The following is a 26,022-nucleotide window of genomic DNA, read 5'->3' on the forward strand; positions in this document are numbered from 1 at the left end:
GAGGAGGAGAACCGCTTCCTGGAGGTCACCTACGCCAACGGCGACAAGGAGGTCCTGTACTTCAAGGACTTCAACTCCGGCGCCATGATCGAGAACATCGTCGCCCGGGCGAAGAAGATGGCCATCAAGGACTTCCTCGAGACGGCTCAGAAGGGGCTGCGGCTGCAGCACCTGATGACCGCCTGCATCGATGAGTTCAAGGAGAACGAGGACCTGCCCAACACGACGAACCCGGACGACTGGGCCCGGATCTCGGGCAAGAAGGGCGAGCGGATCGTCTACATCCGCACGCTGGTCACCAGCGCCAAGGGCTCCGAGACCGGGCGCTCGATCGACACGGTGGCGAACACGGGGCAGTACCTCTAGGGCGACTGCCAGGCCACCTCCTGGACGACCTCTGGGACGTCCAGGTCTGCCGTTCCACGGGCCGGCAGGAGCCTGACGACTTACGCTGACGCCATGACCACGCGCCGCGTCATGGGCATCGAGACCGAGTACGGCGTCTCGGTGCCCGGTCAGCCGGCCAGCGGCGCGATGATCGCCTCCAGCCAGATCGTCAACGGCTGGGCGAGCGGCATGGCCGAAGGCCCGGCCCGCAGTCGCCGTACCCGCTGGGACTTCGAGGAGGAGAATCCGCTCCGCGACGCCCGCGGGTTCGAGGTCGGCAGCGGGATGAGCGACCACGACATCGAGGACGACCTGGGGCTGGCCAACGTCATTCTCACCAACGGCGCCCGGCTCTACGTCGACCACGCGCACCCGGAGTACTCCGCGCCAGAGGTCGTCACGCCGCGTGACGCGGTGCTGTGGGACAAGGCCGGGGAGCGGGTGATGGCCATCGCGGCCGAGCGCGCGCTACGGGCGCCCGGGACGCCGCGGATCCTGCTCTACAAGAACAACACCGACAACAAGGGCGCGTCCTACGGCACGCACGAGAACTACCTGATGACGCGGGCGACGCCGTTCGCCGAGATCGTGCGGCACCTGACGCCCTTCTTCGTCAGTCGGCAGGTCGTCACCGGCGCCGGCCGGGTCGGGATCGGCCAGGACGGGCGGGTGCACGGCTTCCAGCTCAGCCAGCGGGCCGACTTCTTCGAGGTCGAGGTCGGGCTCGAGACCACCCTCAAGCGGCCGATCATCAACACCCGCGACGAGCCGCACGCCGATCCGGACAAGTACCGGAGGCTGCACGTCATCCTCGGCGACGCCAACCTGTCGGAGGTGTCGACCTACCTCAAGGTCGGCACCACCGCGCTGGTGCTGTCGATGATCGAGGACGGGTGGCTCAGGGACAACGGCATCGACCTGTCGGTCGACGGCCCGGTCACGGCGCTACGGCAGGTGTCGCACGATCCGGCCCTGCGGCAGCAGATGGTGCTGCGAGACGGCCGGCGGATGACCGCGCTGCAGCTGCAGATGGAGTACCTCGAGCAGGCCCGTAAGCACGTCGAGGACCGGCTCGGACCCGACGCCGACGGGCAGACGCGCGATGTGCTGGCCCGCTGGGAGTCGGTGCTGGACCGCCTGTCGATCGATCCGATGTCGCTCTCACGTGAGCTCGACTGGGTGGCCAAGCTGGCCATCCTCGAGGGCTACCGGGAGCGTGAGGGGCTGGGCTGGGACGCGCCCAAGCTGCACCTGGTCGACCTGCAGTACTCCGACGTCCGGCCGGAGAAGGGCCTTTACAACCGGCTGGTCGCCAGCGGCCGGATGGAGCTGCTGCTGTCCGAGGACGAGATCCGGCGGGCCGTGGACAACCCGCCCGAGGACACCCGCGCCTACTTCCGCGGCACCTGCCTGTCCCGTTTCCCCTCGGAGGTGGCTGCCGCTTCCTGGGACTCGGTCATCTTCGACATCGGTCGCGAGTCACTGCAGCGGGTGCCCACGCTCGAGCCGCTGCGTGGCACCAAGGCGCACGTCGGCGCATTGCTGGACCGTTCGCGGTCGGCGGCCGAGCTGGTCGAGGCCCTGTCGCGCCGCTAGGGCCTCACCCATGATCAACGCCGTACTTGCTTGCTTTCTGCGGCCTCTGGAACTGCGCAAGTACCGCGTTGATCAAGGCCGACGTCCAGCCGGTGGGCCTGCTCGGCCGTCGACACCCCTACCCGGTGGGCGGCAGCCGGCGGGCGCAACAGGTCCATCACGGGCGCGTCGTGGCTGCGCGCAAGGTCCGTCACCGCGGATACTGTCGGAGCAGGACGTCGAGCCACACGCGAGGAGCACCCGATGGCCACCAGGGAAAGCGGCGGGCAGGACCGGCAGAGCCGGCGCGCCGAGGACGTCGAGGAGACGCAGGACGAGCAGACCAGCGACGTCCAGGAGCGCGTCGGCAAGTTGACCGATGACGTCGACGCCCTGCTCGACGACATCGATGAGGCGCTCGAGGAGAACGCCGAGGACTTCGTGAAGGCCTTCGTGCAGAAGGGCGGGCAGTGACGGAGGTGCCTGCCGGCGGGCCGAGGCGTCGGCCACGACCATCCGTCCTGGTGCGTCCGTGGTGTGCTGTGCTCCTGCGACAGTCGCGTCTGGGTAACGTTCGGGAGCGCGCAGACCTCCTGCGCAGCGCGACCGACCACCTCGAGAGGACCACGTGGCAGAGGCAACGGGCATGCACGGGCGTCTCCCGGCTCACTTCACCGCGCCGGGCAGCAGCTCGTTCAGCGAGTTCCTCGGGGCTGCGGCACCCGATCTGCTCCCGTCGCGGCTGACCCTGTCCGCGGGCACGCTGGAGGCACCGCACGGCACGACGATCGTGGCCGTGACGCATGCCAGCGGCGTGATCATGGCCGGCGACCGGCGCGCCACGATGGGCAACATCATCGCCCAGCGGGACATCGAGAAGGTCTTCCGCACCGACGACTACAGCGTCGTCGGCATCGCTGGTACCGCTGGTCTGGCGGTGGAGATGGTGCGGCTGTTCCAGGTCGAGCTCGAGCACTACGAGAAGCTCGAGGGACACGTCCTGTCGCTGGACGGCAAGGCCAACCGGCTGTCCGCGATGATCCGCGGCAACCTCGCGATGGCGATGCAGGGGCTGGCCGTGGTCCCCCTGTTCGCCGGCTACGACCTCGAGGGCGCCGTCGGCCGTATCTTCAGCTACGACGTGACCGGCGGCCGTTACGAGGAGCACAGCTTCCACAGTGTCGGCAGCGGCAGCATCTTCGCCCGCGGCGCCCTGAAGAAGCGCTACCGCGACGGGGTGAGCGAGTCCGAAGCCGTCAAGCTCTGCGTGGACGCGCTCTACGACGCCGCCGACGACGACTCCGCCACCGGCGGTCCCGACATGTCCCGGCGCATCTGGCCGGTGGTCATGAGCGCCACCGACGAGGGGGTCCGGCGGCTGCCGGACGACGAGGTCGGCGCGGTGGTCCAGACCGTCGTGGACGAGCGCCTGATCAACCCCGGCGGCTGATGCCCCGCCCACCCAGCCGCCACCACCGCCGAGGAGTGCACCGCCCGTGACCATGCCGTTCTACGTGTCGCCCGAGCAGGCGATGAAGGACAAGAGCGACTACGCGCGAAAGGGCATCGCACGTGGCCGCTCGGTCCTGACGCTGGCCTACGCCGACGGGATCCTGTTCGTCGGCGAGAACCCCAGCAACGCCCTGCACAAGATCAGCGAGATCTACGACCGGATCGCCTTCGCGGCCGTCGGCAAGTACAACGAGTTCGAGAACCTGCGCCTCGCGGGTGTGCGCTACGCCGACCTGCGCGGCTACCAGTACGACCGCCGCGACGTGACCAGCCGCGGCCTGGCCAACGCCTACGCGCAGACGCTCGGCACGATCTTCACCGAGTCGAGCAAGCCGTACGAAGTGGAGATCGTCGTCGCCGAGGTGGGGGAGCGGCCGGCTGACGACCAGCTCTACCGGCTGATGTACGACGGCTCGGTCGCCGAGGAGCACGGCTTCGTCGTGATGGGCGGCCAGAGCGAGCCGCTGGCGGCGTACGTGAAGGAACGACACGACCCCACCGCGACGTTGGAGCAGGTACTCCGGCTCGGGGTGGCAGCCCTCGCCCAGGCCGGTCCGGACGCCGAGCCGCGCGCGATCGCGGGGCGCGACCTGGAGGCCGCGGTCCTGGACCGCACCCGCCCGCGACGAGCGTTCTCGCGCCTCGTCGGCCCCCGACTCGAGCGCCTGCTCGGCCAGGAGAAGCCCACCCCGTGACGTCCCGCCTGATTCCCGCCCTGACGGCAGTCACTGCCACAGCCCTGATCCTGACCGGCTGCAGCGGAGGCGCCTCCGACACCGTCGCCGGATCGCCGCCGGAGTCCAGCTGCCCGGATGCCCCGTCACCCGTACCGGCTCCCAGCGGCGCCACCACCGACCTGCAGACCAAGCCCGTCGTGGAGGTGCCGTCGACCCCGCCGCCCACCGCGCTGCAGGTCTCCGACATCGTCGTCGGCGACGGCGCGCTGGCCTGCTCGGGAATGCCGGTCGAGATGCAGTACGTCGGGGTCACCTACGCCGACGGCAAGCAGTTCGACGCCTCCTGGGACCGGGGGCAGCCGTTCCCGTTCCAGCTCGGCGGCGGCCAGGTCATCGGCGGCTGGGACCAGGGCATCGTGGGAATGCGTGAAGGCGGCCGGCGCCAGCTGGTGATCCCGCCGGACCTGGGCTACGGCGACCAGGGCGCCGGGGCCGACATCCCGCCGGGGGCCACTCTGGTGTTCGTGGTCGACCTCGTCTCCGTGACGCAGTAGCGCTTCGGTCGGCGGATCGGGGGAATCCCGACTCCATGCCGAAGACGACGAAGTCAGGGAAGCCGAAGCAGGACGAGCTGCCGTCGACGCTCCAGCGGTCATCGGCGAAGGCCCAGCGGACCTTCACCAAGGCGCACGACTCGGCCGCCGAGCAGTACGGCGAGGGTCAGCGGGCGCACCGCACCGCCTACGCGGCGGTCAAGCAGGGCTTCGAGAAGGTGGGCGACCACTGGGAGCCCAAGCAGGCGAAGGGCCCCAGCGACGCCGGTGGCCGCGGCAGGCGCAACGACACCCGGGGCGGCGTCGACGCCAACGCGAGCAAGAAGCATCTGTACGAGGTGGCGCAGCGGCTCGAGGTGCCCGGCCGGTCCGCCATGTCAAAGGACCAGCTCGTCGATGCCATCGACCGCGCAAACACTCGCAAGACTGCCCAGGCACGCACCCGGTAGGCGCCCGGATCAGCTGCTGACCGTGCTGTCCGTACCAGGGACGGACAGCACGAGGGCAGTAGACTCGAGCCAGTGAGTGCGGGTGTGGGAGCGGGCGGCGCCCGAGCCTCCGACGCAGGTCCTGAGGCGTCGCACACCGGCCAGGTCGCAGCCCCTGAGGCCGCCGGAATCGCGCTTCCCGTCGGCGGACCGGCAGCTACTCGTCGGCATCGCTCGGCTCGATCGCCGGACGGCTTCTACGGCTGGCGGATCGTCGCCGCATCCAGTGCCGCTGTCGTGCTCACCGCGCCGGGCCAGACCGCTGCCGTGTCGGCCTTCATCGAGCCGATGCTGGGGGACCTCGGGCTGTCCAGGACGGCCCTGTCCACGGCCTACCTCATCGGCACTCTGACCGGCGCCGCAGCGATGCCGGCCGTCGGTCGCGCGCTCGACCGCTACGGCATCCGACGGACGATGGCCGTCATCGGAGCACTTTTCGGTGCGTTCCTCATCGGGCTGTCCACCGTCAGCGGCATCGTGGGCGTGACGGCTGGGTTCGTCGGGATCCGGATGGCGGGTCAGGGCGCGCTGGGCCTGGCCGCCACCACCGCGACGGCGTTGTGGTTCACCCGCCGGCGCGGTGTCGCGGTGGGCATCGTCTCGGCGGTGGGGGCTGCGGGGATCAGCCTTGCGCCGGTGGTCCTGGAACGACTGGTGACCGCCTATGGCTGGCGAGCCGTCTGGGCCGGCGAGGGCGTACTCGTGTGGCTGACGGTCATCCCACTCGCGCTGCTGGTGATGAGGGACCGTCCGGAGCAGCTTGGGCAGCGCCCCGACGGCGTACCGTACGACGCTCACGCGGCTACCGGGGTCGTCGGGCTGACGCGGGCAGCGGCGGTCCGGACCGGATGGTTCTGGCTGGTGACCGCGGCCGTGTCCGTCAGCGGGATGCTGGCGACAGCGGTGGCCTTCCATCAGATCAGCCTGCTCGGCGAGCGTGGCCTGTCGACGACGGCCGCAGCAGCGAACTTCCTGCCGCAGACGGCGGCAGCGCTGTTCGCCACGTTCACTCTCGGGGCCCTGGTCGACCGGGTGTCACCGTCGCGGGCGCTGGCCGGCTGCATGCTGCTGCTTGCCGCCGGGCTCGCCTGGGGAACGGTCGTGACGCCGGGGCTGTCGGCGATCGGCTTCGGTCTGACGATCGGTGCGGCAGGTGGCAGCGTGCGGACCCTCGAGGCCGCGACGGTCCCGCGCGTGTTCGGCACGGCGCATCTCGGTGCGATCCGCGGTCTGATCACCGCGTTCTCGATCGGTTCCACCGCCTTCGGCCCGGTGCTGTTCGCCGTCGTGCAGGAGACGGCCGGCAGCTACCGCCCGGTTCTCGCTGCGTCCGCAGTGCTCCCGCTTCTCGTCGCGGTGGCGGCTCTGCGAGTCCGATCACCGGCGCTCACGAGACCGGCGCCGACCGCCTGATCAGCATCAGCCGGCGGCCGCTGCCAGTTCGTACCGTGTACGTGGGACCTCACCGGGTGGGCCCGGGTGCCGCACCCGGTCGCTTGCCCATCTCGCGCAGGGTCTGCGGGTCGACCGTCGGTAGCTCCTTGGGAAGGACCGCGCCGCCGTGCGCCAGCGCAGCTGCCAGGTCGTCGGCGTCGCAGGTCCGGCACAGCACCACGGTCGTGTAGCCCACGACGCTGAGCTGGGTACCGCGTGAGCGCTCCACGAGCGCCTTCGGTCGTACGACGACGTCGTCACCGCCGCACGTGGGACAGCGGCGCCTGGCCACGCGCGGGCCTTCGTAGCCGCAGGTGTGACAGGTGAGCAGGATGTCGCCCTCCGTCCGGCGCCCTGACAACTCGTCCTGCTCACCGCACTGCGGACAGCGCACGTCGCTGGCGCTGACCGCCCGCGGCGGGGCGGCAGCTGTCGTCGGTCTCGCCGCTGGACCTTGATCCGCCACCGCAGGAGGCTCTGGTGCCTGGGCCTGCGGCGAGGCGCCAGGCTGGTCCGGCGGCGGTTCTGGACGGGCGCCCGCCGCAGCGACGTTGACCTCCGTCTCGTCCACCCACCGCACCCGGCCGTCAGCCTCGTTGAAGCGACGCTCGACCCGGGCGACCCCGGCCAGGGCTGCGCTGTCGACGGTCACCCAGCCCGTGCTGGCCGGGGACTGGAACCGGACGTCGGTGTCGGTGAGGACCACGCGGCCCGCCGTCACCGACCGGGTCGTCCCGTCGACAGATCGGACCCGGAACATGGTCACAACAACCCTCCTCGTCACCTCACGTCGGGCGCAGTGGTCACCGGCTGCGGCGTCGAACACCTTCGCGGCTGCCGACACGCTCGGCCAGACTGTGCGCGAACATCTCGGCGTTCGCCAGCTGCCCGCGCAATGCCTCGACGCGCTGCTCAGCCAGCTCCTGATACATGACCAGACGCTCGCGCAAGCCGGCTCGCTGCCCGGCCGGCACGGACGGCGCATCCAGCGCGTCGATCGTGCTCAGCAGGTCGCGCATCTCCTCGAGGGTCAACTCGAGGGGCTTCATCCGCTTGACGATCTCGAGCCGCTCGATGTCGGAATCGGTGTACAGGCGGAAGCCACCGGGGGTGCGGGCCGAGGGCGGTACCAGTCCGACCTCCTCGTACCAGCGGATCGTGCGCAGGCTCAACCCGGTGCGCTCGGCGACATCACCGATCTGCACGTGCTGAGGGCCGCTCACGCTGCACCTTTCTCGCCGTCTCGTGCCGGTCCGCCTGACGCTACCGTTGCCCGCCCACTCGAAGCCGCCCCAACGAGCAGGAAGCGGTGGTGCAGACGTCCCAGCTCGGCTAGTGCGAGCCGGCGTGCTGCCCGGTCAGGCGGGTGTGCAACGCCTCGCTGAGCGTGTTGAGACCGACGACCTCGGCGGTGACGCCGCGTGCCTTGTACTTCGCGACGATCGCGTCGAGCGCGGCGACCGCCGAGCTGTCCCACACGTGGGCGCCGGTCAGATCGATGACGACCTTGGGAGTCGGATCGCTGTAGTCGAACGAGTGGACGAGCTCGTTGGTGGAGGCGAAGAACAGCTCACCGGTGACGACGTACACACGCTCGCCCCGGGCCGGGTCGACGACGCTGGTCACCTCGGCCAGGTGCGCCACCCGGCGGGCGAAGAAGATGGCCGCGAGCAGCACGCCGGCGACGACGCCGTACGCCAGGTTGTGGGTCTGTACCACGATGGCCACCGTGACGACCATGACGGCGGTCTCGCTCTTCGGCGTCCGGCGCAGGCTGCGGACGTGCAGGCTCGTCCAGTCGAACGTCGCGACCGCGACGACGAACATGACGGCGACGAGCGCGGCCATCGGGATCACGGCGATGAGGTCGCCGACGGCCAGGATCAGGATCAGCAGGAAGAAGCCGGCCGAGAAGGTCGACAGGCGGCTACGTCCGCCGGACTTGATGTTGATCATGGACTGCCCGATCATCGCGCAGCCGGCCATGCCGCCGAGGAAGCCGGTCGCGACGTTGGCGATGCCCTGGCCGCGGCACTCGCGGTTCTTGTCCGAGCCGGTGTCGGTCATGTCGTCCAGGATCTGCGCCGTGAGCAGCGACTCCAGCAGCCCGATGAACGCCAGCGTCACGGCGTACGGCAGGACGATCTGCAGCGTCTCGAGCGTGACCGGGAGCTGCGGCAGCGCAACCCACGGCAGGGCGGTCGGCAGCTCGCCGAGGTCGCCGACCGTCGGCACGTCGAGGCCGAAGTACGTCGAGGTGCCGGTGAGCGCGACGATGGCGACCAGCGGCGCGGGCACGGCCGTCGTCAGTCGCGGTAGGGCGTACATCACGAGCAGGCCGACCGCGACGAGCGCGTAGACGACCGTGCCACCGCCGAGGAAGTACGGCATCTGCGCGAGGAAGATGAGGATTGCCAGCGCATTGACGAAGCCGACCATGACCGTGCGCGGGATGAAGCGCATCAGGCGTCCGACGCCGAGCAGGCCCAGCACGACCTGGATCACGCCCGTGAGGATCGTCGCGGCGAACAGGAACTCCACCCCGTGCTCACGCACGAGCGGCACCATCACCAGCGCCATCGCCCCTGTCGCGGCGGAGATCATCGCCCGCCGACCGCCGGCGAAGGCGATGATCATGCTGATGCTGAACGATGCGTAGAGGCCGACCTTCGGGTCGACGCCGGCGATGATCGAGAAGGCGATGGCCTCCGGGATCAGGGCGAGAGCCACGACCAGGCCCGACAGCAGGTTCGGGACGGGACGCGCCACCCACGCCTCATGCACCCGGGTACGGCGGGACTGGGTGGCCGCGGTGACAGCGGAAGCGTGGGTCAAGGACTGCCTTCGGTGCAGGGCGGCAACTGGGCTCACCGCACCTGCGCGTGGGCGTCACCAGCTGCGACGCGGAGCGTGCAGGACAAGAGGAGGACCGGACGGGCCTGACCCTCGTCCGGACAGATGGCTGAACCTACCGTGCGGTGAGAGTGTTCCGGCGCACGTCCCGCTGTGGCGCTTGCCACGTGCCACAACACTCCAGCCGCCGTACCCCTCGGCCCAGCGCCGTCCTACTCCGGACGCACGACCACCACCGGCCGGCTCGCATGACCGGCCACCTGGCTGCTGGTGGACCCGAGCAGGAGAGAGGCGAAGCCACCCCGCCCTCGGGACCCGATCACCAGCAGATCCACATCCGCTGCAGCCGCGATGAGCTCGTGCGAGACGTTGCCGTGACGCACCCGCGGCTCGACCGGCACCTGCGGGTCCTGCCCGGAGCCGGCGGCCAGCGCCGCCGCACGAAGCGTCGCCCGCTCGGCTTCGTCAGCGGACTCTCCGCCACCGCCTCGCACAGACAGCGGTACCAGCGTCGCCCCGCTCGACCGGGCCTGCGGCACGGCCCAGGACAGCGCCCGCAGCGACGCCTGCGAGCCGTCGACTCCGACCACGACCCGTGCCGGCACAGGCGCTGGCCGCTGCGCCGCGTCGGGGATGACAGCGACCGGGCCGGTGGCGTGGTGCAGGACCGACGAGCTCACCGATCCCAGATGAACGACACGGGACAACGCGCCGACGCCGCGGGTGCCCACCACCAGCAGCTCAGCCTGCTTCGCCGCAGTCACCAGCACCTCGGGCGGCCGGCCGCGGGTGGCCACCGCCGACGCCTCGACACCGCTGGCGGCCGGGACGCGCTCTACGGCTTGCGCGAGCGCGTCTCGGGCGATCTCCAGCTCGGTGAGTTCGAACTCGGGCCACGTGCTGCGCAGCGCCGAGCCCACCGAGTAGTACGGGCCGTAGGACGGGATGTCCCAGGCTCTGACCGCCACCACCTTCAGCCGGCGGAGAGTGGCCTGCCTCAGCGCCCAGTCGAGGGCGGCCGCCCCGGCTGCAGACGCACTGACTCCGACCACGATGTCGCGCACTTCGCCGCCCTCCACACCGTCCGGCCGCGGTGACGGGACGCGGCCGACGCTACCTCCGCACCTGCGACCGGGAAGGGCCCCCACTACTGGGTGCCACGAACGCTCACGTCCAAGGTCGCCCATGTCGCCCCGAGAGCGACGTCCGCGCGTCTACCGTCCGCGGAACGTCCAGTGCCACGGCTCACGGGGGACGTCCTCGACGAAGCCGTAGCGTCCTCCGTGCTCACGCATCCAGGCCTGTGCTCGCGCATCCAGAGACAGGTCGACGGCGAGCCCCCACCCGTGCTGACTCGAACCCGGCTTGGCGGCCAGTCCGCCCTCCGAGTAGAGCCCCTTACGACGGGCCATGTCGACCTGTTCGTCGTAGGAACGGTAGGAGTCCGACACGCGGATCGAGACGCCGCTCGCGCGCGCCGCTGCTTCCAGTTCCGCGAAGGCGGCAGCGGCCGGCGCGGCAAGGCGGTGCCCGGTCTGACCGAGCGGCACGAGCTCAGCCTCGGGCACCCGCCCGTTCTGCCAGGTGGCCTTGACCTCCTGCACGCTCATGGCCCTGCTGCTGCCGAGACCAGTGGCTGGAGAGGCGCCGCCGGGCCACGACGGTGACGCGGCGGGGCTCGACGCCGGTGTCGCGGTACCGGCCTGCTCCGCCGCGCGCAGGGCCGCCGCGAACGTCACGGAGGAGCTGGCACTGCCCCTGGGTGTCTGCGCGGGAACGGCGACCGGGCGCGGCGCGGTGAGTGCGCGCAACTCGTTGATTCGCGACATCGCGGCCTGCAACGAGTCCACTGCGCTCCCTTCAGCTGACGGACATGGAGGTGTCGTCTGCTGATCGGCACGAATCGTGCGGCACCTGAGCCCATGGCCGCTGACGTGTCGCGCGGAGCTACGCCCGACACCCGCCACGTTCGATCAGCGCCGCCAGATCGCGCATCTCGCGTCGCTGCGTCCAGCGGACGTAGGCACTGACGAGGGGCTTGAGCGGCGCGACAAGCCAGGGCAGCAGGTACCGCTCGTAGTGCCAGATGCGACATCCGTCGCCGTACGGCTCGACCGTGAAACCGCCGTTGACCTGCAACCCACCCCGGCGCGGAGCGGCGTCCTCGCTGTGGAATCCGGACTCGTGCAGCACATAGCGGAACTGCCCGTCCCACGGCACGACACCCAGCAGGCGGCCGCGGATGAGGTACCGGCCGGTCCACTCCTGCTCGGGTGTGACCGTCACCTCATCGGCCTTGCGCTCGCAGTACTCGACGTTCTTGATCCTCCAGATGTGCGGCAGCACGTCCTCCGCGGGGCGCTCCAGCACAAGGGTGCGCTCGGCGGAGGCCTCCCGCAGTCGACCGTCCCAACCGCCCCGCGGCCGTGTCTGCGCCCGGAGCGCGGGCGTGAACACAAGTCTGCCTTTCCGCACCGGCGGCGCGTCGGCATCCTCCGGTGGCGTCCCGTCCACGGGCAGGCCCACGCGCTGGACGCTCCCACCGAACAGGGCGTCCCGTCAACGGACTCGCGTCGGCAGGCTCGCCGCCGCCAGGGCGACTACTCTGTATAGGAGATGTTGGAGGTCGGTGCAGCGGTCTGCTCGCCCCTGAGAGGAAGCCGAGGAGGCCAGCCGTGGCGCTACGGGCCTGGTGCATCCACCCGTGGATCTGCCTGTGACAGTGCGCCGGTCCGACGCCGTGCCGTGCCCCGGCTCCGGTGCAGCGCGACGGTCGCGGCGCGTCATCCTCGGCGTCCTGATCGGGCTGACCGTCCTGCTGTGGCCGACGGCTGCGGTGGCCCATCCGGCTCTCGTGGAGACCACGCCCGGCGCGGGGTACGCGGTGACCTCGCCACCGGAAGCTGTCTCGGTCACCTTCAACGAGCCGGTGACGCCGGTGGGCGACGCGCTCACCCTGCGACGCACCGGCGGCGCGTCGATCCCACTCGCTGTGGAAGCACAGCAACGTGGGAAGTCGCTGCGCGGCGTGCCGGACGAGAAGCTGGAGGCCGGTAGCTACGAGGTCTCCTACCGCGTCGTGGCACTGGACGGCGATCTCGTGGTCGGCACCTTCGCCTTCGGTGTCGCCAGCCCCGTCGCGGCTGACAGCAGCGCAGGCACGTTTGCCCAGGACGACCCGGACGAGGTACGACCCGGCACGGCGCTGCCGCGTGCGGTGCTGTTCCTGGGCCTGTCACTGGCGCTCGGTGGCGCGGTCGGGGCCTTCATCGCCCGCCGGGAGACGGGAGAGGTGGCCGCGACGCGCCCGTTGACGCGCCTCGGGTCGCTGCTCGGGCTGACCGGTGCATCGCTGCTGCTGCTGCAGATCGGCTCCCTTCGCCCGGCGGCATTGCCAGGCCTGCTGGAGACGTCCGAGCCAGCGAGGCTGATCGCGGCCGAGGGGGTGCTGTTCACCGTGGCGATGCTCGGCGCGCGCGCCCCCTGGCGGGGCGCCGTCGCCACGGCCGCGCTGACCGGCGTTCTCCTGCTCGAGGGCGTCCGTGCGCATCCCGGTGAGGCCGTAGGGAGCTTCGGGGTCGTCCTGACGGTCGTGCACCTGGCCGCAGCCGCAGCATGGCTCGGCGCACTCGTCCATGTCCTACGTCAGGCCCTCGCGTGGCGGGACCGGTCGCTGGCGACCTGGATGGTCGCCGGCGCCTACGCCCGGCTGGCGGTGGCCCTGTTCCTGGTCGTGCTTGCGACCGGGACGCTCAGTGCCCTGCTGCTCCTGCCGACGGTGAGCGACTGGACCGGCACGACGTACGGCCAGGTGCTGCTGCTCAAGCTCGGCCTGTTGGCCGCAGCGGTCGCTGCGGCCCTGACCGCCCGCATCCGACATCGCCGAGGTGTCGAGGACGGACGGCACGTGGTGGACGTCGAAAAGCGCTCGCCGTGGGCGCTGAGCAGGGCCGCGCGCCTGGAGGCGACCTTGCTGGTGGGCGTGGTGATCGTGACCGCCGGACTGACGTCGGCGACGCCGCCGCGGCTGGTGTCGCAGCAGGCCACGCTTCCTGCACCGACCGGCGCGGTCGTCCGCGTCGCGGAGCGCACGAACCAGGTCACGGTCGCCGTCGTCGCTTCCGAGGGACGACTGGAGGCACGCGCGTATGCGCCAGGCCCGCAGGACTCGGTCCAGTACGACCTTCGGCTCTCCGTGGGGGCGGGCAGCGGGCAGACCCGTTCGCCCGACCTGCAACCGTGCGGCATCGGCTGCTGGAGCGCCGAGGTCGATTGGGCTGAAGGACTCAACGTGGTGGAGACCGACGTCACCGCGAGCGGATGGGACGCAGGACGCGCACAGATCGAGATCCGTTGGCCGCCGCGACCGGCCGCCGACCTGCTGCGCACCGTCCAGACGACGATGGGCGCGCAGGCTCAGATCGAGGCGACCGAGTCGGTGACCTCCGGCTTCGGTGCTGCTCCCACGACAACCTCGAGGCGCACCGGGCAGGAGTACCTGGAGGACGAGCCCTGGTCGGAGGGCGGCGTCACCGATCCGATCACGTACACCGTCGACGGAATCCGCACGCTGGCGTTCGCCATGCCTGTCCTGGGCTACCACTTCACGATGACCCTCGATGAGCAGGACAGGGTCGTCGACGCGCGGGTGGTGACGCGAAAGCACCTGTTGCAGCGGAGCTACCGGTACCCGAGCTGATGCCGTGGTGGGCAGCCTTGAGCACCGTTGCGTCTCTAGTAGCCTTGCCGGCACATGGCGTTGAACCCGCGCCCGGCGCCGCGCTACGTCTTTCAAGGGTGTCCACGAGGGAGCTATGCCGCACGGATCTGCGCGGGAGCAGGTGGCTGTGGTCCTCGCCGGCAGGACGGACGCGATGTCGTCACCTTACGTTGGTCTGGTGGCTCTTCCCGCTGTGCTGGCACCGTCCGACACCCGGTGCACGGGGGAGACGCTGGCCCTCGAGCGGGTCACCCGACACCATGCCGGACGCGCCGTCTGGGCCTCGGTGGATCTGCGCCTCGAGGCCGGGACCCTCTGCGTCGTGACCGGCGCCAACGGCTCGGGCAAGACGACGCTGCTGCGACTCGCGGCGGGACTGCTGCGCCCCACGACCGGGACCCGGCGGTGCTCCGGCAGCGCGCTGTACGTCCGCGCCGGTGCCGGCCTGCGCAGCGCCCAGACCGTCAGCCAGGCCGTGGCCGGCACGGCCGCACTGGTGGGGCGACAGGACGCAGCACAGACCGCCGTGGCTCGCCTGGGCCTCGACCCGCTGGCGCACCGCCGGATCGGCACGCTGTCGGCGGGGGAGCGGGTGCGCGTCACCCTGGCCACCGCGCTGGCAGCCAGGCCGGCGCTGCTGTGTCTGGACGAGCCCACCGGGGCGCTCGACGAAGGGGGACTCCGCGTCCTGCTCCGCGTGCTCGACGACGTGCGCGGCGCGGGCTGCGCCACCCTCGTCGCGACCCATCAGCCGGCTGCGCTGCTGCCCGTCGCGGACGCACACCTGCACCTGTGTGACGGCCGGCTGGTGGCGGCGTGACACCAGGGGCGCAGGTCGTGGCGGTGCTGCGCCGGGAGCTGGCCGTCGAGCGCGCGGGACGTGAGATCCTGACGACGACGCTGCCGTTGGCCGCGGCCTTCGTCGTCCTCGCCGGGCTCGCCTTCGGCCCGGCGCCGCAGGCGCTCGAGCGCACTGCCGGCGGCACCGTCTGGCTGGCCGTCCTGGTGGCCACCGTGCCGGTCGCGAGGGCCCTGCTCAGCGCCGAGCTCACCGAGGATGCCTGGGACGTGCTACGCGGACTCACCACGCCCGGATCGCTGTACGTCGGCAAGCTGCTCGGGGTCTGGGCCGCACTCGGCGCCGTCTGGGTGCTCACCTCGGCTCTGGTGGTGGTGCTCTTCGACGTCCGGCCGCCGCCGGCCGCCTTGGGCGCCGGCGTGCTGGGCACCCTGGCCCTGGCGTCCCTGACGACCGCTGTCGGGGTGCTGGTCGCCTCCGGCTCACGCCGCCGGGGGCTGCTCCCCGCGTTGGTCCTGCCGGCGGGGCTGCCCGCCCTGCTGGCCGGGGCGCAGCTGACCACCCCAGGGGTGCCGGTCCTGCCCTGGGTCGTGCTCCTGGCCACCTACGCCACCGTCCTGGTCACGGCGTCGTGGGCCGTCTTCCCCGCCCTGATCGAGGAGTGAGAACGATGAATCCGCCTCGCCCCCCGGGCCTGCTCGACCGGACGCTCACTGCCGGCGCCGCGCTCACCAGCGCCGCGGCTCTGGTCGTGGCCCTGGCGGTCGCGCCGCCGGACGCCCTGCAGGGGCAGGCCCAGCGACTCATGTACGTCCACGTCCCGGCCGCCTGGCTGGCGTACGCCTGCTTCGCCGTCGTGCTGGTGGCGAGTGTGGCCTACCTGCTGCGCCGCGACCTGCGCTGGGACCGGCGGGCCCAAGCCGCGGGTGAGCTCGGGGTGGGCATGACGGCGCTGGCGATCGTGCTGGGCAGCCTGTGGGGCCGGCCCGTCTGGGGCACCTGGTGGGTCTGGGACCCGCGCCTGGTGACGACCGTCGTCCTGCTGCTGGTCTATGCCGGCTACCTGAGCGTCCGTGGCCTCGGCGACGACCGCGCCACCGGGGCCCGGCGGGCCGCAGCCGTCGGCATCCTCGGCTTCGTCAACGTCCCCGTCGTACACTTCTCGGTCGTCTGGTGGCGGACCCTGCACCAGCCGGCGACCGTGCTGTCGCCGGACCCCGCGCCGATGGACGGGCGGATGGCGCTCGCGCTGCTGCTGTCGGTGCTCGCGTTCTCCCTCGCCGGCTGGCTCGTCGTGCGCCGGCGCGTGCGGATCCTCGCGGAGCGCGACGGCGGACCGGCTCCGCAGGAACCCCCGCCGGGTGCTCCGCTGGTCGTGCGTGCCGGGACGCGGTCATGACCGGCTGGGGTTGGGTGATCGCGGGCTACCTGCTGACCGCCGGCACCTGGGGCGGCTACCTGCTGTGGACCCGGACGGGCGGACGGCGGAGCCGATGACCGTTCCGGACACGGTGCGGCGGCGCGCGCCGTGGCGGCTGCTCACCCTCGCAGTCGTCGTGCTGGCCGCCGTCGGCGTGCTGGCCGCCACCGGACTGCAGGGCAGCCTCGTCTACTACAAGACGACCAGCGAGCTGCTGGCCGACCCGTCCCTGCAGGGGGAGCGGCTGCGGCTCGGCGGCCTGGTGGTGCCCGCGTCGGTCAGCCGTGGCCCGGACGGCGTCAGCTTCGTGCTCACCGACGGGGTCCAGGAGGTACGGGTCGTCAACTCCGAGCAGCCCCGGGGGGTCTTCACCGAAGGGCAGGGTGCCTTGGTCGAGGGCATCTTCGGCGCCGACGGCGTCTTCCGGTCCGACCTGCTGCTCGTCAAGCACGGCAACGAGTACAAGGCGCCGGAGGAGCCCGGCGAGCCGCCGGCGGTCAAGGACGTCTCGCGATGAGGTACCTGCTCGGGCCGGCCGGCCTCACCCTCGGGCTGGTCTTCTCGGCCGCCGCCACCCTGTGGTGGGCGGTGGCCGCCCGCGGCAGCGCCCGCGCCGCCCGTCAGGGACGGGCCGCCAGCGCCACCGCCGCACTGGGGGCGTTCCTGGCCGTCGTCGCGATGCTCAACGCACTGGTGCAGCACGACTTCGCCGTCCGCTACGTCGCCGAGAACGGCGGGCGCGCCGTCCCGCTCTACTACACCGTCATCAGCCTGTGGGCGGCGCTCGAGGGCTCACTGCTGCTCTGGCTGCTCGTGCTGACCGGCATGACGCTGCTGGCCGTGCACCGCGTCCATCCGCGGGCCGGGAACCTGCACCCGTCGGCGATGAGCGTGCTGTCCGGCATCAGCGCCTTCTTCTTCGCGCTCGCGCTGTTCGCCGGCAACGCCTTCGACCGGGTCAGCCCGGTCCCCGCCGACGGCCCGGGGCCGAACCCGCTGCTGCAGGACCACCCGCTGATGGGCATCCACCCGCCGCTGCTCTACCTCGGCTACGTCGGCATGGCCATCCCCTTCGCCTACGCCATCGCGGCACTGATCACGGGCCGCACGGGGCCGGCCTGGGTCTCAGTGGTGCGCAGCTGGACGCTCGTCGCGTGGACGGCGCTCACCGCCGGCGTGGTTCTGGGCGGCTGGTGGGCGTACGAGGTGCTCGGCTGGGGTGGCTACTGGGCCTGGGACCCGGTGGAGAACGTCTCAGTGCTGCCGTGGTTCACCGCCACGGCGCTGCTGCACTCGATCTTGGTGCAGAAGCGCCGGGCGACGCTGCGGCTGTGGAACCTCACCCTGGCCGTGGCCACCTTCTGCCTGGTCATCTTCGGCACCTTCCTCACCCGCAGCGGTGTCATCGAGAGCGTGCACGCGTTCAGCCAGTCCACGATCGGGCCGATTCTGCTCGGCTTCCTGCTGCTGGTCCTGCTCGCTTCCGGTGCGCTGTTCGTGTGGCGGTCGGACCGGCTACGGGACGACGACGCGCTGCTGCGCACCGTGTCGCGGGAGACCGCGTTCCTGGGCAACAACCTGCTGCTGGCCGGGCTGGCGTTCACGATCCTGCTCGGCACCACCTTCCCGCTGCTCGTCGAGACCTTCACCGGCGACCGGATCAGCGTCGGCGCCCCGTACTTCACCCGCATGGCCGTACCGATGGCGCTGCTGCTCGTCCTGCTCATGGGAGTCGGCCCGCTGCTGCCGTGGGGCAGCGCTCAGGGTGCGGTGCTCGGCCCGCTGCTGCTGCCGGGGGCGGTGGCCGGGCTGCTGACCGTCGGCGCGCTGGGCCTGTCCGGGCTGCGCGGCGTCAGCGCGCTGCTCACCTTCGGCCTGGCCGCCTTCGTCCTCGTCACGCACGCCACCCGGCTCGTCGTCGACGTGCGGCACACCCGCTCCGGATCCGGTACGGGCGCAGGTCGCGCCGTGGTTCGCACGCTGCTGTCCCAGCGCCGGACCTACGGCGGGCTGCTCGTGCACCTGGGTTTCGTGCTGACCGCCGTCGCCGTCGCCGCATCCTCGACGTACGCCTCGTCGAGCACCGCCCGGCTCACCACCGGGCAGACCGTCGCCACGGGGGCGTGGACCGCCACCCTCGAGGGCGTGCACAGCCTGGAGGGAGACCGCCGGGACTCGATCGTCGCCGACCTGCGGCTGTGCCACCGCGGGCAGGACGTCGGCGTCTACCAGCCCATGCTCAGCACCTACCCCCGGCTGCAGCAGGCGGTCGGCACCCCGTCGGTCCGCACCACCTTCACCGAGGACGCCTATCTGGTCCTGACCGAGATCGACCCCGAGACCTCGATGGCGACGGTGCGCCTGGCGGTCAACCCCATGATGCTGTGGCTGTGGATCGCCGTCGGCGTGATGGTGCTGGGCGCCGCGGTCGCCGGCTGGCCGCGCCGCCGCCCGGCGCAGGTGCCGGAGGTCCTGCCGCAGGTCGCTCCGGCAGCCGTGGAGCAACGCCGACCGGAGCGGGAGCACGTGTGACCGCGCTCGCCGCCGGACCCGAGGCGCCGTCCCCGCCGGCCGGCCGCCCCGGCCGTCGAATGTGGCGGACGCTGGCCCTGCTGATGTCGGTGGCACTGCTGGGGCTGGTCCTGGTGAGCCGGCTCGAGGGGCAGCCGCCGGCGCGTTCCGTCCTGCTCGACGGACCCGCCCCGGCCCTGCAGGGCATGACCCTGGAGGGAGCGACGTTCGACCTGGACGACTGGCGCGGCCAGGTGGTGCTCGTCAACGTCTGGGCGTCGTGGTGCGTGCCGTGCCGGCAGGAGCAGCCGCTGCTCGTCGCCTCCTACCGCGAGCTCGCTCCGCGCGGCCTGCAGATCGTCGGGATCAACGTGCGGGACAAGCCGCAGGAGGCACGGGCGTTCCTCCAGGAGTTCGGCCAGGCGCCGTGGCCGAGTGTGCAGGACCCGGACGGGCGGCAGGCCGTCGACTGGGGCACCTTTGCGCTGCCGGAGACCTACCTCGTGGACGGCAGCGGGACCGTGGTGGCCAAGGCCGTCGGCGAGCTCGATGCCGCCTGGATCCAGCAGAACGTCACACCGCTGCTCCCACCGGCGGGACCGTGAGCCGCCGGCGCCTCGGGGCGGCGCTGCTGCTGGCTGTCGCACTGGCGGTCGCGGGGCTGGGTCTGGCGCGGGCCGCCTCACCCGACCGGCCCCCGACGCTGCAGGAGCGTGTCGACGCGGTGGCGGCGACGATCCGCTGCCCGACCTGCCAGGGACTGTCCATCTCGGACTCGCCGTCGGTGCTCGCGGACGGTTCGCGGCAGATCGTGGAGCAACAACTGCGTGAGGGCCGGACGCCGGACGAGGTGCGGCAGTACTTCGTCGACCGCTACGGCCCGTCGGCGGTGCTGAGCCCGACCCCGGCCGGAGCCGGGCTGCTGGCCTGGCTGCTGCCGGCCGTCGCCCTGCCGCTGGGTGGCTGGCTCGGCTGGCGTCGGCTGCGGCGGCGGTCGCTGCCCGCTGCCGAGGGCGAACCCGACCCGGATGCTGCCGTCGCGCTGGAGTCCTTCCTGAGCGATGCGCTGCAGCCGGACGGCACGCCGGCAGGGGAGGCGCTGCGCGAGGCGCTGCTCGTGCGGGTCGCCGCCGAGGAGGACGGCCTGGATGCCGGCGCGCGCAGCCGTGCCGACGCTCGGCTGGGCGCGGCCCACCGGCGCTACACGCGCCGCCCGGCAGCAGGCGGGCGCGCGGCGCGCTCCCTGCCGCGCCGCGCCGTCACCGTCCTGACAGTGCTGGCTCTGCTCGCCGGGACCGGTGCGGCCCTGGCCGTCGGCGTCCGCACCCGCGGAGCCGGTGACCTGCCCACCGGTGACCTGCCCGGTGCGGCCGCCGCGCCGGGGCTGTCCCAGCTGGTCGCGGCGACCCGCGAGCGTCCGAAGGACCCGCAGGGCTGGGTCGCGCTGGGCCGGGCGTACGACGCCAGCGGAGAGCTCGCGGAGGCGCTGCGGGCCTACGACCAGGCGCTGACACTGCGGCCTCGGGCCGACGACGTGCAGCTGCTGCGGGCCTCGATCCTCGTCCGCGGCGGCAGCGTCGGCGAGGCGCTCCCCGTGCTCACCGACCTCGCTGCCCGACATCCCGACGATCCCGACACACTGCTGGTGCTGGGCAACGCCCAGGACATCCTCGGCCGGCCGGAGGCCGACGCCACCCTGCGCCGGTTCCTCGAGCTGGCACCGGACGCACCGGCGGCGGCCGTCGTCCGCGAGCGGCTGGCCCAGCCGTGAGAGCAGCGGGGCCGGCGGGACGCGTCACGGCCGCCCTGGCGGCGGTGCTGGTGCTGGCCGGGTGCGGCAGCGCGGCGCAGAGCAGTGCACCGGTGCCTTCCGGACCGCCGACGAGCGAGCTGCGGGTCGGGCTCCTCGACTATCGCCTGGCCGTCTCGGGCGGCACGCTGCGTCCGGGGAGCGTCACCATCACGGCGACCAACGCCGGCGGCACCGGTCACGACCTGCGGCTCCGACAGGGCAACCGGGTCCTCGCGGCCACGTCGGTGCTGGCTCCCGGGGGAAGTGAGACCCTTCGCGTCGACGTCCAGCCGGGGGAGCCCGTCCGGCTGGACTGCACCGTCGGCGGCCACGCGGAGGCCGGGATGCACGCCACCCTCACGGTGGCCGAATGAGTCGCCCCACAGGAGGAAGCCCCATGTTCCACAAGCTCCTCGTCGCGAACCGCGGCGAGATCGCGGTGCGTGCCTTCCGCGCCGCCTACGAGCTCGGCGTGCAGACGGTGGCGGTCTTCCCCTGGGAGGACCGCAACTCCGTGCACCGGCTCAAGGCCGACGAGAGCTACCAGATCGGCGAGGCGGGGCACCCGGTTCGTGCCTACCTGTCGGTGGCGGAGGTGGTCGCTGCGGCCGAGCGCGCCGGCGCCGACGCCGTCTACCCCGGCTACGGCTTCCTGTCCGAGAACCCGGAGCTCGCCGAGTCCTGTGCGCAGGCGGGCATCACCTTCGTGGGGCCGCCGGCGTCGGTGCTGGAGCTGACCGGCAACAAGGCGCGGGCGATCGCTGCGGCTCGGGAGGCAGGGCTGCCGGTGCTGGCCTCGAGCGAGCCCAGCGCAGATCTCGACACGATCCTGGCCGCAGCCGATGCCCTGCCGTTTCCGGTGTTCGTCAAGGCTGTCGCCGGCGGTGGCGGTCGCGGGATGCGGCGGGTGGAGGACCAGGCTCAGCTGAGTGCGGCGGTGCAGGCAGCCATGCGGGAGGCGGAGTCGGCTTTCGGCGACGCGACTGTCTTCCTCGAGCAGGCGGTGGTCGACCCCCGACACGTCGAGGTGCAGATCCTCGCCGACGCGCACGGCGAGGTGGTGCATCTGTTCGAGCGGGACTGTTCCGTGCAGCGACGGCACCAGAAGGTGGTGGAGCTGGCACCCGCGCCCGGCCTGAGCCCGGAGCTGCGGGCTCGGCTCTGCGCGGACGCGGTCGCCTTCGCCCGAGCCATCGGCTACGTCAATGCCGGGACGGTGGAGTTCCTGCTGGACGCGCAGGGCCGACACGTGTTCATCGAGATGAACCCCCGGATCCAGGTCGAGCACACCGTCACCGAGGAGGTGACGGACGTGGACCTGGTGCACTCCCAGCTGCGCATCGCGGCGGGGGAGTCACTGGCCGATCTGGGCCTGTCCCAGGACTCCATTCGGCTGCGGGGGGTGGCGCTGCAATGCCGGATCACCACCGAGGACCCCACCAACGGCTTCCGTCCGGACACGGGCCGGATCACCGCCTACCGCTCACCGGGCGGGGCGGGTATCCGGCTGGACGGCGGGGCGTCGCTGGGTGCGGAGGTCGAGGCGCACTTCGACTCGCTGCTGGTCAAGCTGACCTGTCGCGGCCGCACCCTCGAGGCCGCCGTCGCGCGGGCACGTCGTGCGCTGGCGGAGTTCCGCATCCGCGGCGTGTCGACCAACATCCCGTTCCTGCAGGCGGTGCTGGACGACCCGGACTTCCAGGCCGGCCGGGTCACGACGTCGTTCATCGACGAGCGCCCGCAGCTGCTCGCAGCGCGGCCCTCGGCTGACCGCGGTACAAAGCTGTTGACCTACCTCGCCGACGTGACGGTGAACAAGCCCCACGGCGAGTGGCCGGCGGTGGTCGACCCCGTCGAGAAACTGCCGACCATCGAGCTGGCCGGCCCGCCGCCGGACGGGTCCCGGCAGCGGCTGCTCACCGCGGGCCCGGAGCAGTTCGCCGCCGGCCTGCGGGCCCAGACGGCGCTCGCGGTCACCGACACCACCTTCCGCGACGCCCACCAGTCGCTGCTCGCCACGCGGGTGCGGACCAAGGACCTGCTGGCCGTGGCCGGCCACGTGGCGCGGTCGACGCCGCAGCTGCTCAGCCTCGAGGCCTGGGGCGGCGCGACGTACGACGTGGCGCTGCGCTTCCTGCACGAGGACCCGTGGGACCGGTTGGCGGCCCTGCGGGAGGCGGTCCCCAACCTCTGCCTCCAGATGCTGCTGCGCGGGCGCAACACCGTCGGCTACACGCCCTATCCCGCGGCCGTCACCGAAGCCTTCGTCGCGGAGGCGGCCCGCACCGGTGTGGACATCTTCCGGGTCTTCGACGCGCTCAACGACGTCGAGCAGATGCGGCCGGCCGTCGACGCCGTCCGCGGCACGGGAACGGCGCTGGCCGAGGTCGCGCTCTGCTACACCGGCGACCTGTGTGACCCGGGGGAGCGGCTCTACACGCTCGACTACTACCTGCGGCTGGCCGAGCAGATCGTGCAGGCCGGCGCGCACATCCTGGCGATCAAGGACATGGCGGGGCTGCTGCGCCCGCCGGCAGCCGCCCGGCTGGTGACGGCGCTGCGGGAGCGGTTCGACCTGCCGGTGCACCTGCACACACACGACACGGCCGGCGGGCAGCTCGCGACGCTGCTCGCGGCGTGGCAGGCGGGGGTGGACGCCGTGGACGGCGCCGTCGCCTCCATGGCCGGCACCACCAGCCAGCCGCCACTGTCGGCGATCGTGGCGGCGACGGACGCGACCGACCGGGCGACCGGCCTGGACCTGAAGGCCGTCAACGATCTCGAGCCGTACTGGGAGGCCGTCCGGCGGGTCTACGCGCCGTTCGAGTCCGGTCTGCCCGCACCGACCGGCCGGGTCTACACGCACGAGATCCCGGGCGGGCAGCTGTCCAACCTGCGCCAGCAGGCGATCGCCCTGGGGTTGGGGCAGCGGTTCGAGGCGGTCGAGGACGCCTACGCCGCCGCGGACCGCCTGCTCGGCCGACTCGTCAAGGTCACCCCGTCCTCCAAGGCCGTCGGCGACCTGGCCCTGCAGCTGGTCGGGTCCGGCGTTTCGGTGGAGGACTTCGCGGCCGATCCCGGCGCACACGACCTGCCGGACTCGGTGATCGGCTTCCTGCGGGGGGAGCTGGGTGACCCGCCCGGAGGCTGGCCGGAGCCCTTCCGCACGCGAGCCCTGAAGGGGCGACGCCCGGCGCAGCCGCCGGCCGAGCTGAGCCCGGACGACGTCCGCGGGCTGGCCGAGCACCCACGCGCGACGCTCAACCGGCTGCTGTTCCCCACCCCGACACAGGAGTTCGAGGCGCACGTCGACGAGTACGGCGACACCTCCGTGCTGCCCACCCGGGAGTTCCTCTACGGTCTGCAGACCCGCGTCGAGCACGCCGTCGACCTCGAGCCGGGCGTCCGACTGCTGCTGCGCGTCGAGGCGGTCTCCGAGCCCGACCAGCGCGGCATGCGCTCGGTGATGTGCATCCTGAACGGCCAACTGCGGCCGGTCTCCGTCCGCGACCGCTCGATCGACGCCACGGTCACGGCCGCCGAGAAGGCCGACCGCAGCGACCCGCACCACGTCGCTGCACCCTTCGCCGGGGTCGTCACGCTCCAGGTCGCGGAGGGCGACGCGGTCGAGGCCGGTCAGGCGGTGGCCACGATCGAGGCCATGAAGATGGAGGCCGCCATCACCGCACCGCTGGCCGGCACGGTCGGGCGGCTGGCGATCGGAGCCGTGCAACAGGTCGAGGGCGGCGACCTCCTGCTCGTCCTGCAGTGACCGCCCGGCGGCAACTGTCACTCACAGGACCGTGCCGTAGGCCCCGATCCACGCGCGCAGGGCGTTGAGCCAGCCTCCCCAGACACCACTGATCTGCAGCAGCCCGATGGCGACCAGCAGGACACCGCCTGACTGCATGACCAGCCCCGCGTGCCGGCGTACGACGTCCAGCCGGTCCATCGCCCGGTGCAGCGAGGCCGCGACCAGCACGAACGGCACGCCGAGCCCGGCGCTGTAGAGGAAGGCCAGCAGTGCCCCCCGGCCGACGGTGGCGCTGTCGGCCGACAAGGACAGAACCGCGGCCAGGGTCGGGCCGATGCACGGCGTCCAACCGATGGCGAACAGCGCGCCCAGCAGTGGTGCCCCCGTCAGCCCCGCCGCCGGCCGCAGGTTCACCCGGACCGTCCGCCCGAGGGCCGGTAGGCGCAGGACGCCCGCGAAGACCAGACCCAGCAGGACGGTCAGCACGCCCAGCACCACCGTCAGCGTGCGGCTCTGGTCGAACAGCAGACCACCGAGTGCGCCGGCAGCGGCGCCGTAGGCGGTGAACACGGCCGAGAATCCGAGAACGAACAGCGACGCGCCGACGAGCACCCGCCGCCGAGCGGCACCGTGCAGGCGCAGGGCCACCGCAGTGCCTCCGCCGGCGGTACTTCCGCCGGCTGCTGCCCGGGTGACCTCGCTGCCGGACAAGCCCCCGACGTAGGAGAGATAGCCGGGTACGAGCGGCAGGCTGCACGGCGACAGGAACGAGACGACGCCGGCAGCGACGGCCAGGGGGGCAGCCAGCAACAGCGGTCCGTCGATGACGACGTCGGACAGCGCCATGTCAGCCGGTGGAGGAGGGCGACGGAGGGGCCAGAACCGCGCCGGCCTCGCGCAGGGCGTCCTCCAGCCAGCCGGCCTCGACCTCGCCGAGGCGGCGGGCCACCTCACGTCCCTGCGCGTCGAAGACCAGCGTGACCGGCAGGCCGACCGCCCGCACCGCACTGCGGACGTCGCCCTGCGGATCGGCGTACTGGTCGTAGCGCACGCCGGTCGCCGCGAGCAGCGAGGCAGCGCTGGCCTCCTGGTCCTGGACGTCGATGCCGACGAAGCGCACCCCGTCGCCGGCGCGATCGGCGGTGCCCTGCAGCAGCGGCATCTCCCGGACGCAGGGCGCACACCACGAGGCCCACAGGTTGACCACCGTCGGCCGACCGTCACCGGCGTTGACCGGCCGCGCCGGCCCGGTGCCGAGGCAGTCGAGCGGCTCGGCGGGCAGGGCGGCGAAGGCCGTCGCCGTCGGCAGGTCGGCGCAGGTGCGGTCTTCCAGCGTGCGCAGCGCCTGCGCGTTCAGCTCCTCCTGCTGTGCCTGCAGGCCGGTGGAGAGGTCACCACCGGCCGGCGCCGCACCCGCCGTCGAGCAGCCGGCCAGGAGCAGGCCGAGCAGCGCCACCGCTGCATGTCCCTTCCGCCTGCGCACGCTGCGATCCTAGTGCCGCATCAGGCAACCTTCGCCCTCTTGATCGTTTCGGCCTTTGTGACC

The 26,022-nt window shown here is 72.2% G+C and carries 26 protein-coding genes; 18 read left to right on the plus strand and 8 right to left on the minus strand.

Annotated elements, in window-relative coordinates; genetic code table 11:
• The 8 genes from WD794_09290 to WD794_09325 all read left to right on the plus strand — a co-directional run.
• On the plus strand, positions 1–366 hold a 366-nt coding region (locus tag WD794_09290), incomplete at its 5' end, for a proteasome ATPase (protein MEX2290504.1).
• A 93-nt stretch (positions 367–459) separates the two neighbouring features.
• Positions 460–1,983 (plus strand): depupylase/deamidase Dop, encoded by a 1,524-nt coding sequence (gene dop, locus WD794_09295; protein ID MEX2290505.1) that lies wholly within the window; start codon positions 460–462, stop codon positions 1,981–1,983.
• Positions 1,984–2,226: 243 nt separating this feature from the next.
• Positions 2,227–2,436: a ubiquitin-like protein Pup gene (locus WD794_09300; GenBank protein MEX2290506.1), complete on the plus strand. Its 210-nt coding sequence runs from the start codon at positions 2,227–2,229 to the stop codon at positions 2,434–2,436.
• Positions 2,437–2,608: 172 nt separating this feature from the next.
• Positions 2,609–3,412 (plus strand): proteasome subunit beta, encoded by an 804-nt coding sequence (gene prcB, locus WD794_09305; protein MEX2290507.1) that lies wholly within the window; start codon positions 2,609–2,611, stop codon positions 3,410–3,412.
• Between the two features lie 46 nt (positions 3,413–3,458).
• Positions 3,459–4,169, plus strand: coding sequence for a proteasome subunit alpha (gene prcA, locus WD794_09310; GenBank protein ID MEX2290508.1), 711 nt, complete (start codon positions 3,459–3,461; stop codon positions 4,167–4,169).
• Positions 4,166–4,705, plus strand: coding sequence for an FKBP-type peptidyl-prolyl cis-trans isomerase (locus WD794_09315; GenBank protein MEX2290509.1), 540 nt, complete (start codon positions 4,166–4,168; stop codon positions 4,703–4,705). The genes prcA and WD794_09315 overlap by 4 nt, the downstream gene beginning before the upstream one ends.
• Before the next feature lie 35 nt (positions 4,706–4,740).
• Entirely contained in the window at positions 4,741–5,154 is a 414-nt protein-coding gene (locus WD794_09320) for a ChaB family protein (protein MEX2290510.1), read from the plus strand.
• Between the two features lie 72 nt (positions 5,155–5,226).
• Positions 5,227–6,606 carry an MFS transporter gene (locus tag WD794_09325; protein ID MEX2290511.1) on the plus strand — a complete coding sequence of 460 codons (1,380 nt, stop codon included), beginning with the start codon at positions 5,227–5,229 and terminating at the stop codon, positions 6,604–6,606.
• Positions 6,607–6,655: 49 nt separating this feature from the next.
• Here the strand turns inward: WD794_09325 and WD794_09330 are convergent, their stop codons facing one another.
• From WD794_09330 to WD794_09355, 6 genes are all read right to left on the minus strand, one after another.
• Entirely contained in the window at positions 6,656–7,393 is a 738-nt protein-coding gene (locus tag WD794_09330; protein ID MEX2290512.1) for a hypothetical protein, read from the minus strand.
• Between the two features lie 37 nt (positions 7,394–7,430).
• Complete coding sequence (locus tag WD794_09335) at positions 7,431–7,850, minus strand: MerR family transcriptional regulator (GenBank protein ID MEX2290513.1); 420 nt, start codon at positions 7,848–7,850, stop codon at positions 7,431–7,433.
• A 109-nt stretch (positions 7,851–7,959) separates the two neighbouring features.
• Positions 7,960–9,396: a SulP family inorganic anion transporter gene (locus WD794_09340; protein MEX2290514.1), complete on the minus strand. Its 1,437-nt coding sequence runs from the start codon at positions 9,394–9,396 to the stop codon at positions 7,960–7,962.
• Positions 9,397–9,692: 296 nt separating this feature from the next.
• Positions 9,693–10,544: a universal stress protein gene (locus WD794_09345; GenBank protein MEX2290515.1), complete on the minus strand. Its 852-nt coding sequence runs from the start codon at positions 10,542–10,544 to the stop codon at positions 9,693–9,695.
• 150 nt (positions 10,545–10,694) lie between these two features.
• On the minus strand, positions 10,695–11,090 hold the full coding sequence (locus tag WD794_09350) for a M15 family metallopeptidase (protein MEX2290516.1): 396 nt from the start codon (positions 11,088–11,090) through the stop codon (positions 10,695–10,697).
• Between the two features lie 337 nt (positions 11,091–11,427).
• Positions 11,428–12,006, minus strand: a complete 579-nt coding sequence (locus WD794_09355) for a hypothetical protein (protein ID MEX2290517.1) — start codon at positions 12,004–12,006, stop codon at positions 11,428–11,430.
• A gap of 190 nt (positions 12,007–12,196) precedes the next feature.
• Here WD794_09355 and WD794_09360 point away from each other — a divergent pair, with 190 nt between their 5' ends.
• The 10 genes from WD794_09360 (at position 12,197) to WD794_09405 (ending at position 24,494) form a co-directional block, all read left to right on the plus strand.
• Positions 12,197–14,179 carry a copper resistance protein CopC gene (locus WD794_09360; protein ID MEX2290518.1) on the plus strand — a complete coding sequence of 661 codons (1,983 nt, stop codon included), beginning with the start codon at positions 12,197–12,199 and terminating at the stop codon, positions 14,177–14,179.
• 199 nt (positions 14,180–14,378) lie between these two features.
• Entirely contained in the window at positions 14,379–15,020 is a 642-nt protein-coding gene (locus tag WD794_09365) for an ATP-binding cassette domain-containing protein (protein ID MEX2290519.1), read from the plus strand.
• Positions 15,017–15,664 carry a heme exporter protein CcmB gene (locus WD794_09370; protein MEX2290520.1) on the plus strand — a complete coding sequence of 216 codons (648 nt, stop codon included), beginning with the start codon at positions 15,017–15,019 and terminating at the stop codon, positions 15,662–15,664. The genes WD794_09365 and WD794_09370 overlap by 4 nt, the downstream gene beginning before the upstream one ends.
• A 5-nt stretch (positions 15,665–15,669) precedes the next feature.
• Positions 15,670–16,398 (plus strand): cytochrome c biogenesis protein CcsA, encoded by a 729-nt coding sequence (gene ccsA / locus WD794_09375; GenBank protein ID MEX2290521.1) that lies wholly within the window; start codon positions 15,670–15,672, stop codon positions 16,396–16,398.
• A 94-nt stretch (positions 16,399–16,492) separates the two neighbouring features.
• Positions 16,493–16,936, plus strand: a complete 444-nt coding sequence (locus WD794_09380; GenBank protein ID MEX2290522.1) for a cytochrome c maturation protein CcmE — start codon at positions 16,493–16,495, stop codon at positions 16,934–16,936.
• Entirely contained in the window at positions 16,933–18,951 is a 2,019-nt protein-coding gene (locus WD794_09385; protein ID MEX2290523.1) for a cytochrome c-type biogenesis CcmF C-terminal domain-containing protein, read from the plus strand. The genes WD794_09380 and WD794_09385 overlap by 4 nt, the downstream gene beginning before the upstream one ends.
• Positions 18,948–19,535 carry a redoxin domain-containing protein gene (locus tag WD794_09390; GenBank protein ID MEX2290524.1) on the plus strand — a complete coding sequence of 196 codons (588 nt, stop codon included), beginning with the start codon at positions 18,948–18,950 and terminating at the stop codon, positions 19,533–19,535. Before WD794_09385 ends, WD794_09390 begins: the two co-directional genes overlap by 4 nt.
• The gene (locus tag WD794_09395) at positions 19,532–20,701 is read left to right on the plus strand and encodes a cytochrome c-type biogenesis protein CcmH (GenBank protein MEX2290525.1); all 1,170 of its coding nucleotides are present in this window, start codon (positions 19,532–19,534) and stop codon (positions 20,699–20,701) included. The genes WD794_09390 and WD794_09395 overlap by 4 nt, the downstream gene beginning before the upstream one ends.
• Positions 20,698–21,096 (plus strand): hypothetical protein, encoded by a 399-nt coding sequence (locus WD794_09400; GenBank protein MEX2290526.1) that lies wholly within the window; start codon positions 20,698–20,700, stop codon positions 21,094–21,096. The genes WD794_09395 and WD794_09400 overlap by 4 nt, the downstream gene beginning before the upstream one ends.
• 23 nt (positions 21,097–21,119) lie before the next feature.
• Positions 21,120–24,494, plus strand: a complete 3,375-nt coding sequence (locus WD794_09405) for a pyruvate carboxylase (protein MEX2290527.1) — start codon at positions 21,120–21,122, stop codon at positions 24,492–24,494.
• A 21-nt stretch (positions 24,495–24,515) separates the two neighbouring features.
• On the opposite strand, the gene WD794_09410 is transcribed toward WD794_09405, so the two are convergent.
• Together WD794_09410 and WD794_09415 are read right to left on the minus strand one after the other, a co-directional pair.
• A complete protein-coding gene (locus WD794_09410) occupies positions 24,516–25,322 on the minus strand; it encodes a cytochrome c biogenesis protein CcdA (protein ID MEX2290528.1) in 807 nt (268 codons plus the stop codon).
• A gap of 1 nt (position 25,323) precedes the next feature.
• Positions 25,324–25,959: a TlpA disulfide reductase family protein gene (locus tag WD794_09415; GenBank protein MEX2290529.1), complete on the minus strand. Its 636-nt coding sequence runs from the start codon at positions 25,957–25,959 to the stop codon at positions 25,324–25,326.
• Positions 25,960–26,022: the final 63 nt, after the last annotated feature.

The sequence above is a fragment of the Mycobacteriales bacterium genome (assembly GCA_040902655.1).
Classification (GTDB): Bacteria; Actinomycetota; Actinomycetes; order Mycobacteriales; family SCTD01; genus SCTD01.

Coding starts and splice junctions, on each gene's coding strand:
- WD794_09410 (MEX2290528.1), bottom strand. CDS start 25,322: ATGGCGCTGTCCGACGTCGTCATCGACGGACCGCTGTTGCTGGCTGCC.
- WD794_09380 (MEX2290522.1), top strand. CDS start 16,493: ATGACCGTTCCGGACACGGTGCGGCGGCGCGCGCCGTGGCGGCTGCTC.
- WD794_09350 (MEX2290516.1), bottom strand. CDS start 11,090: ATGAGCGTGCAGGAGGTCAAGGCCACCTGGCAGAACGGGCGGGTGCCC.
- ccsA (MEX2290521.1), top strand. CDS start 15,670: ATGAATCCGCCTCGCCCCCCGGGCCTGCTCGACCGGACGCTCACTGCC.
- WD794_09300 (MEX2290506.1), top strand. CDS start 2,227: ATGGCCACCAGGGAAAGCGGCGGGCAGGACCGGCAGAGCCGGCGCGCC.
- dop (MEX2290505.1), top strand. CDS start 460: ATGACCACGCGCCGCGTCATGGGCATCGAGACCGAGTACGGCGTCTCG.
- WD794_09405 (MEX2290527.1), top strand. CDS start 21,120: ATGTTCCACAAGCTCCTCGTCGCGAACCGCGGCGAGATCGCGGTGCGT.
- prcB (MEX2290507.1), top strand. CDS start 2,609: ATGCACGGGCGTCTCCCGGCTCACTTCACCGCGCCGGGCAGCAGCTCG.
- WD794_09320 (MEX2290510.1), top strand. CDS start 4,741: ATGCCGAAGACGACGAAGTCAGGGAAGCCGAAGCAGGACGAGCTGCCG.
- WD794_09385 (MEX2290523.1), top strand. CDS start 16,933: ATGAGGTACCTGCTCGGGCCGGCCGGCCTCACCCTCGGGCTGGTCTTC.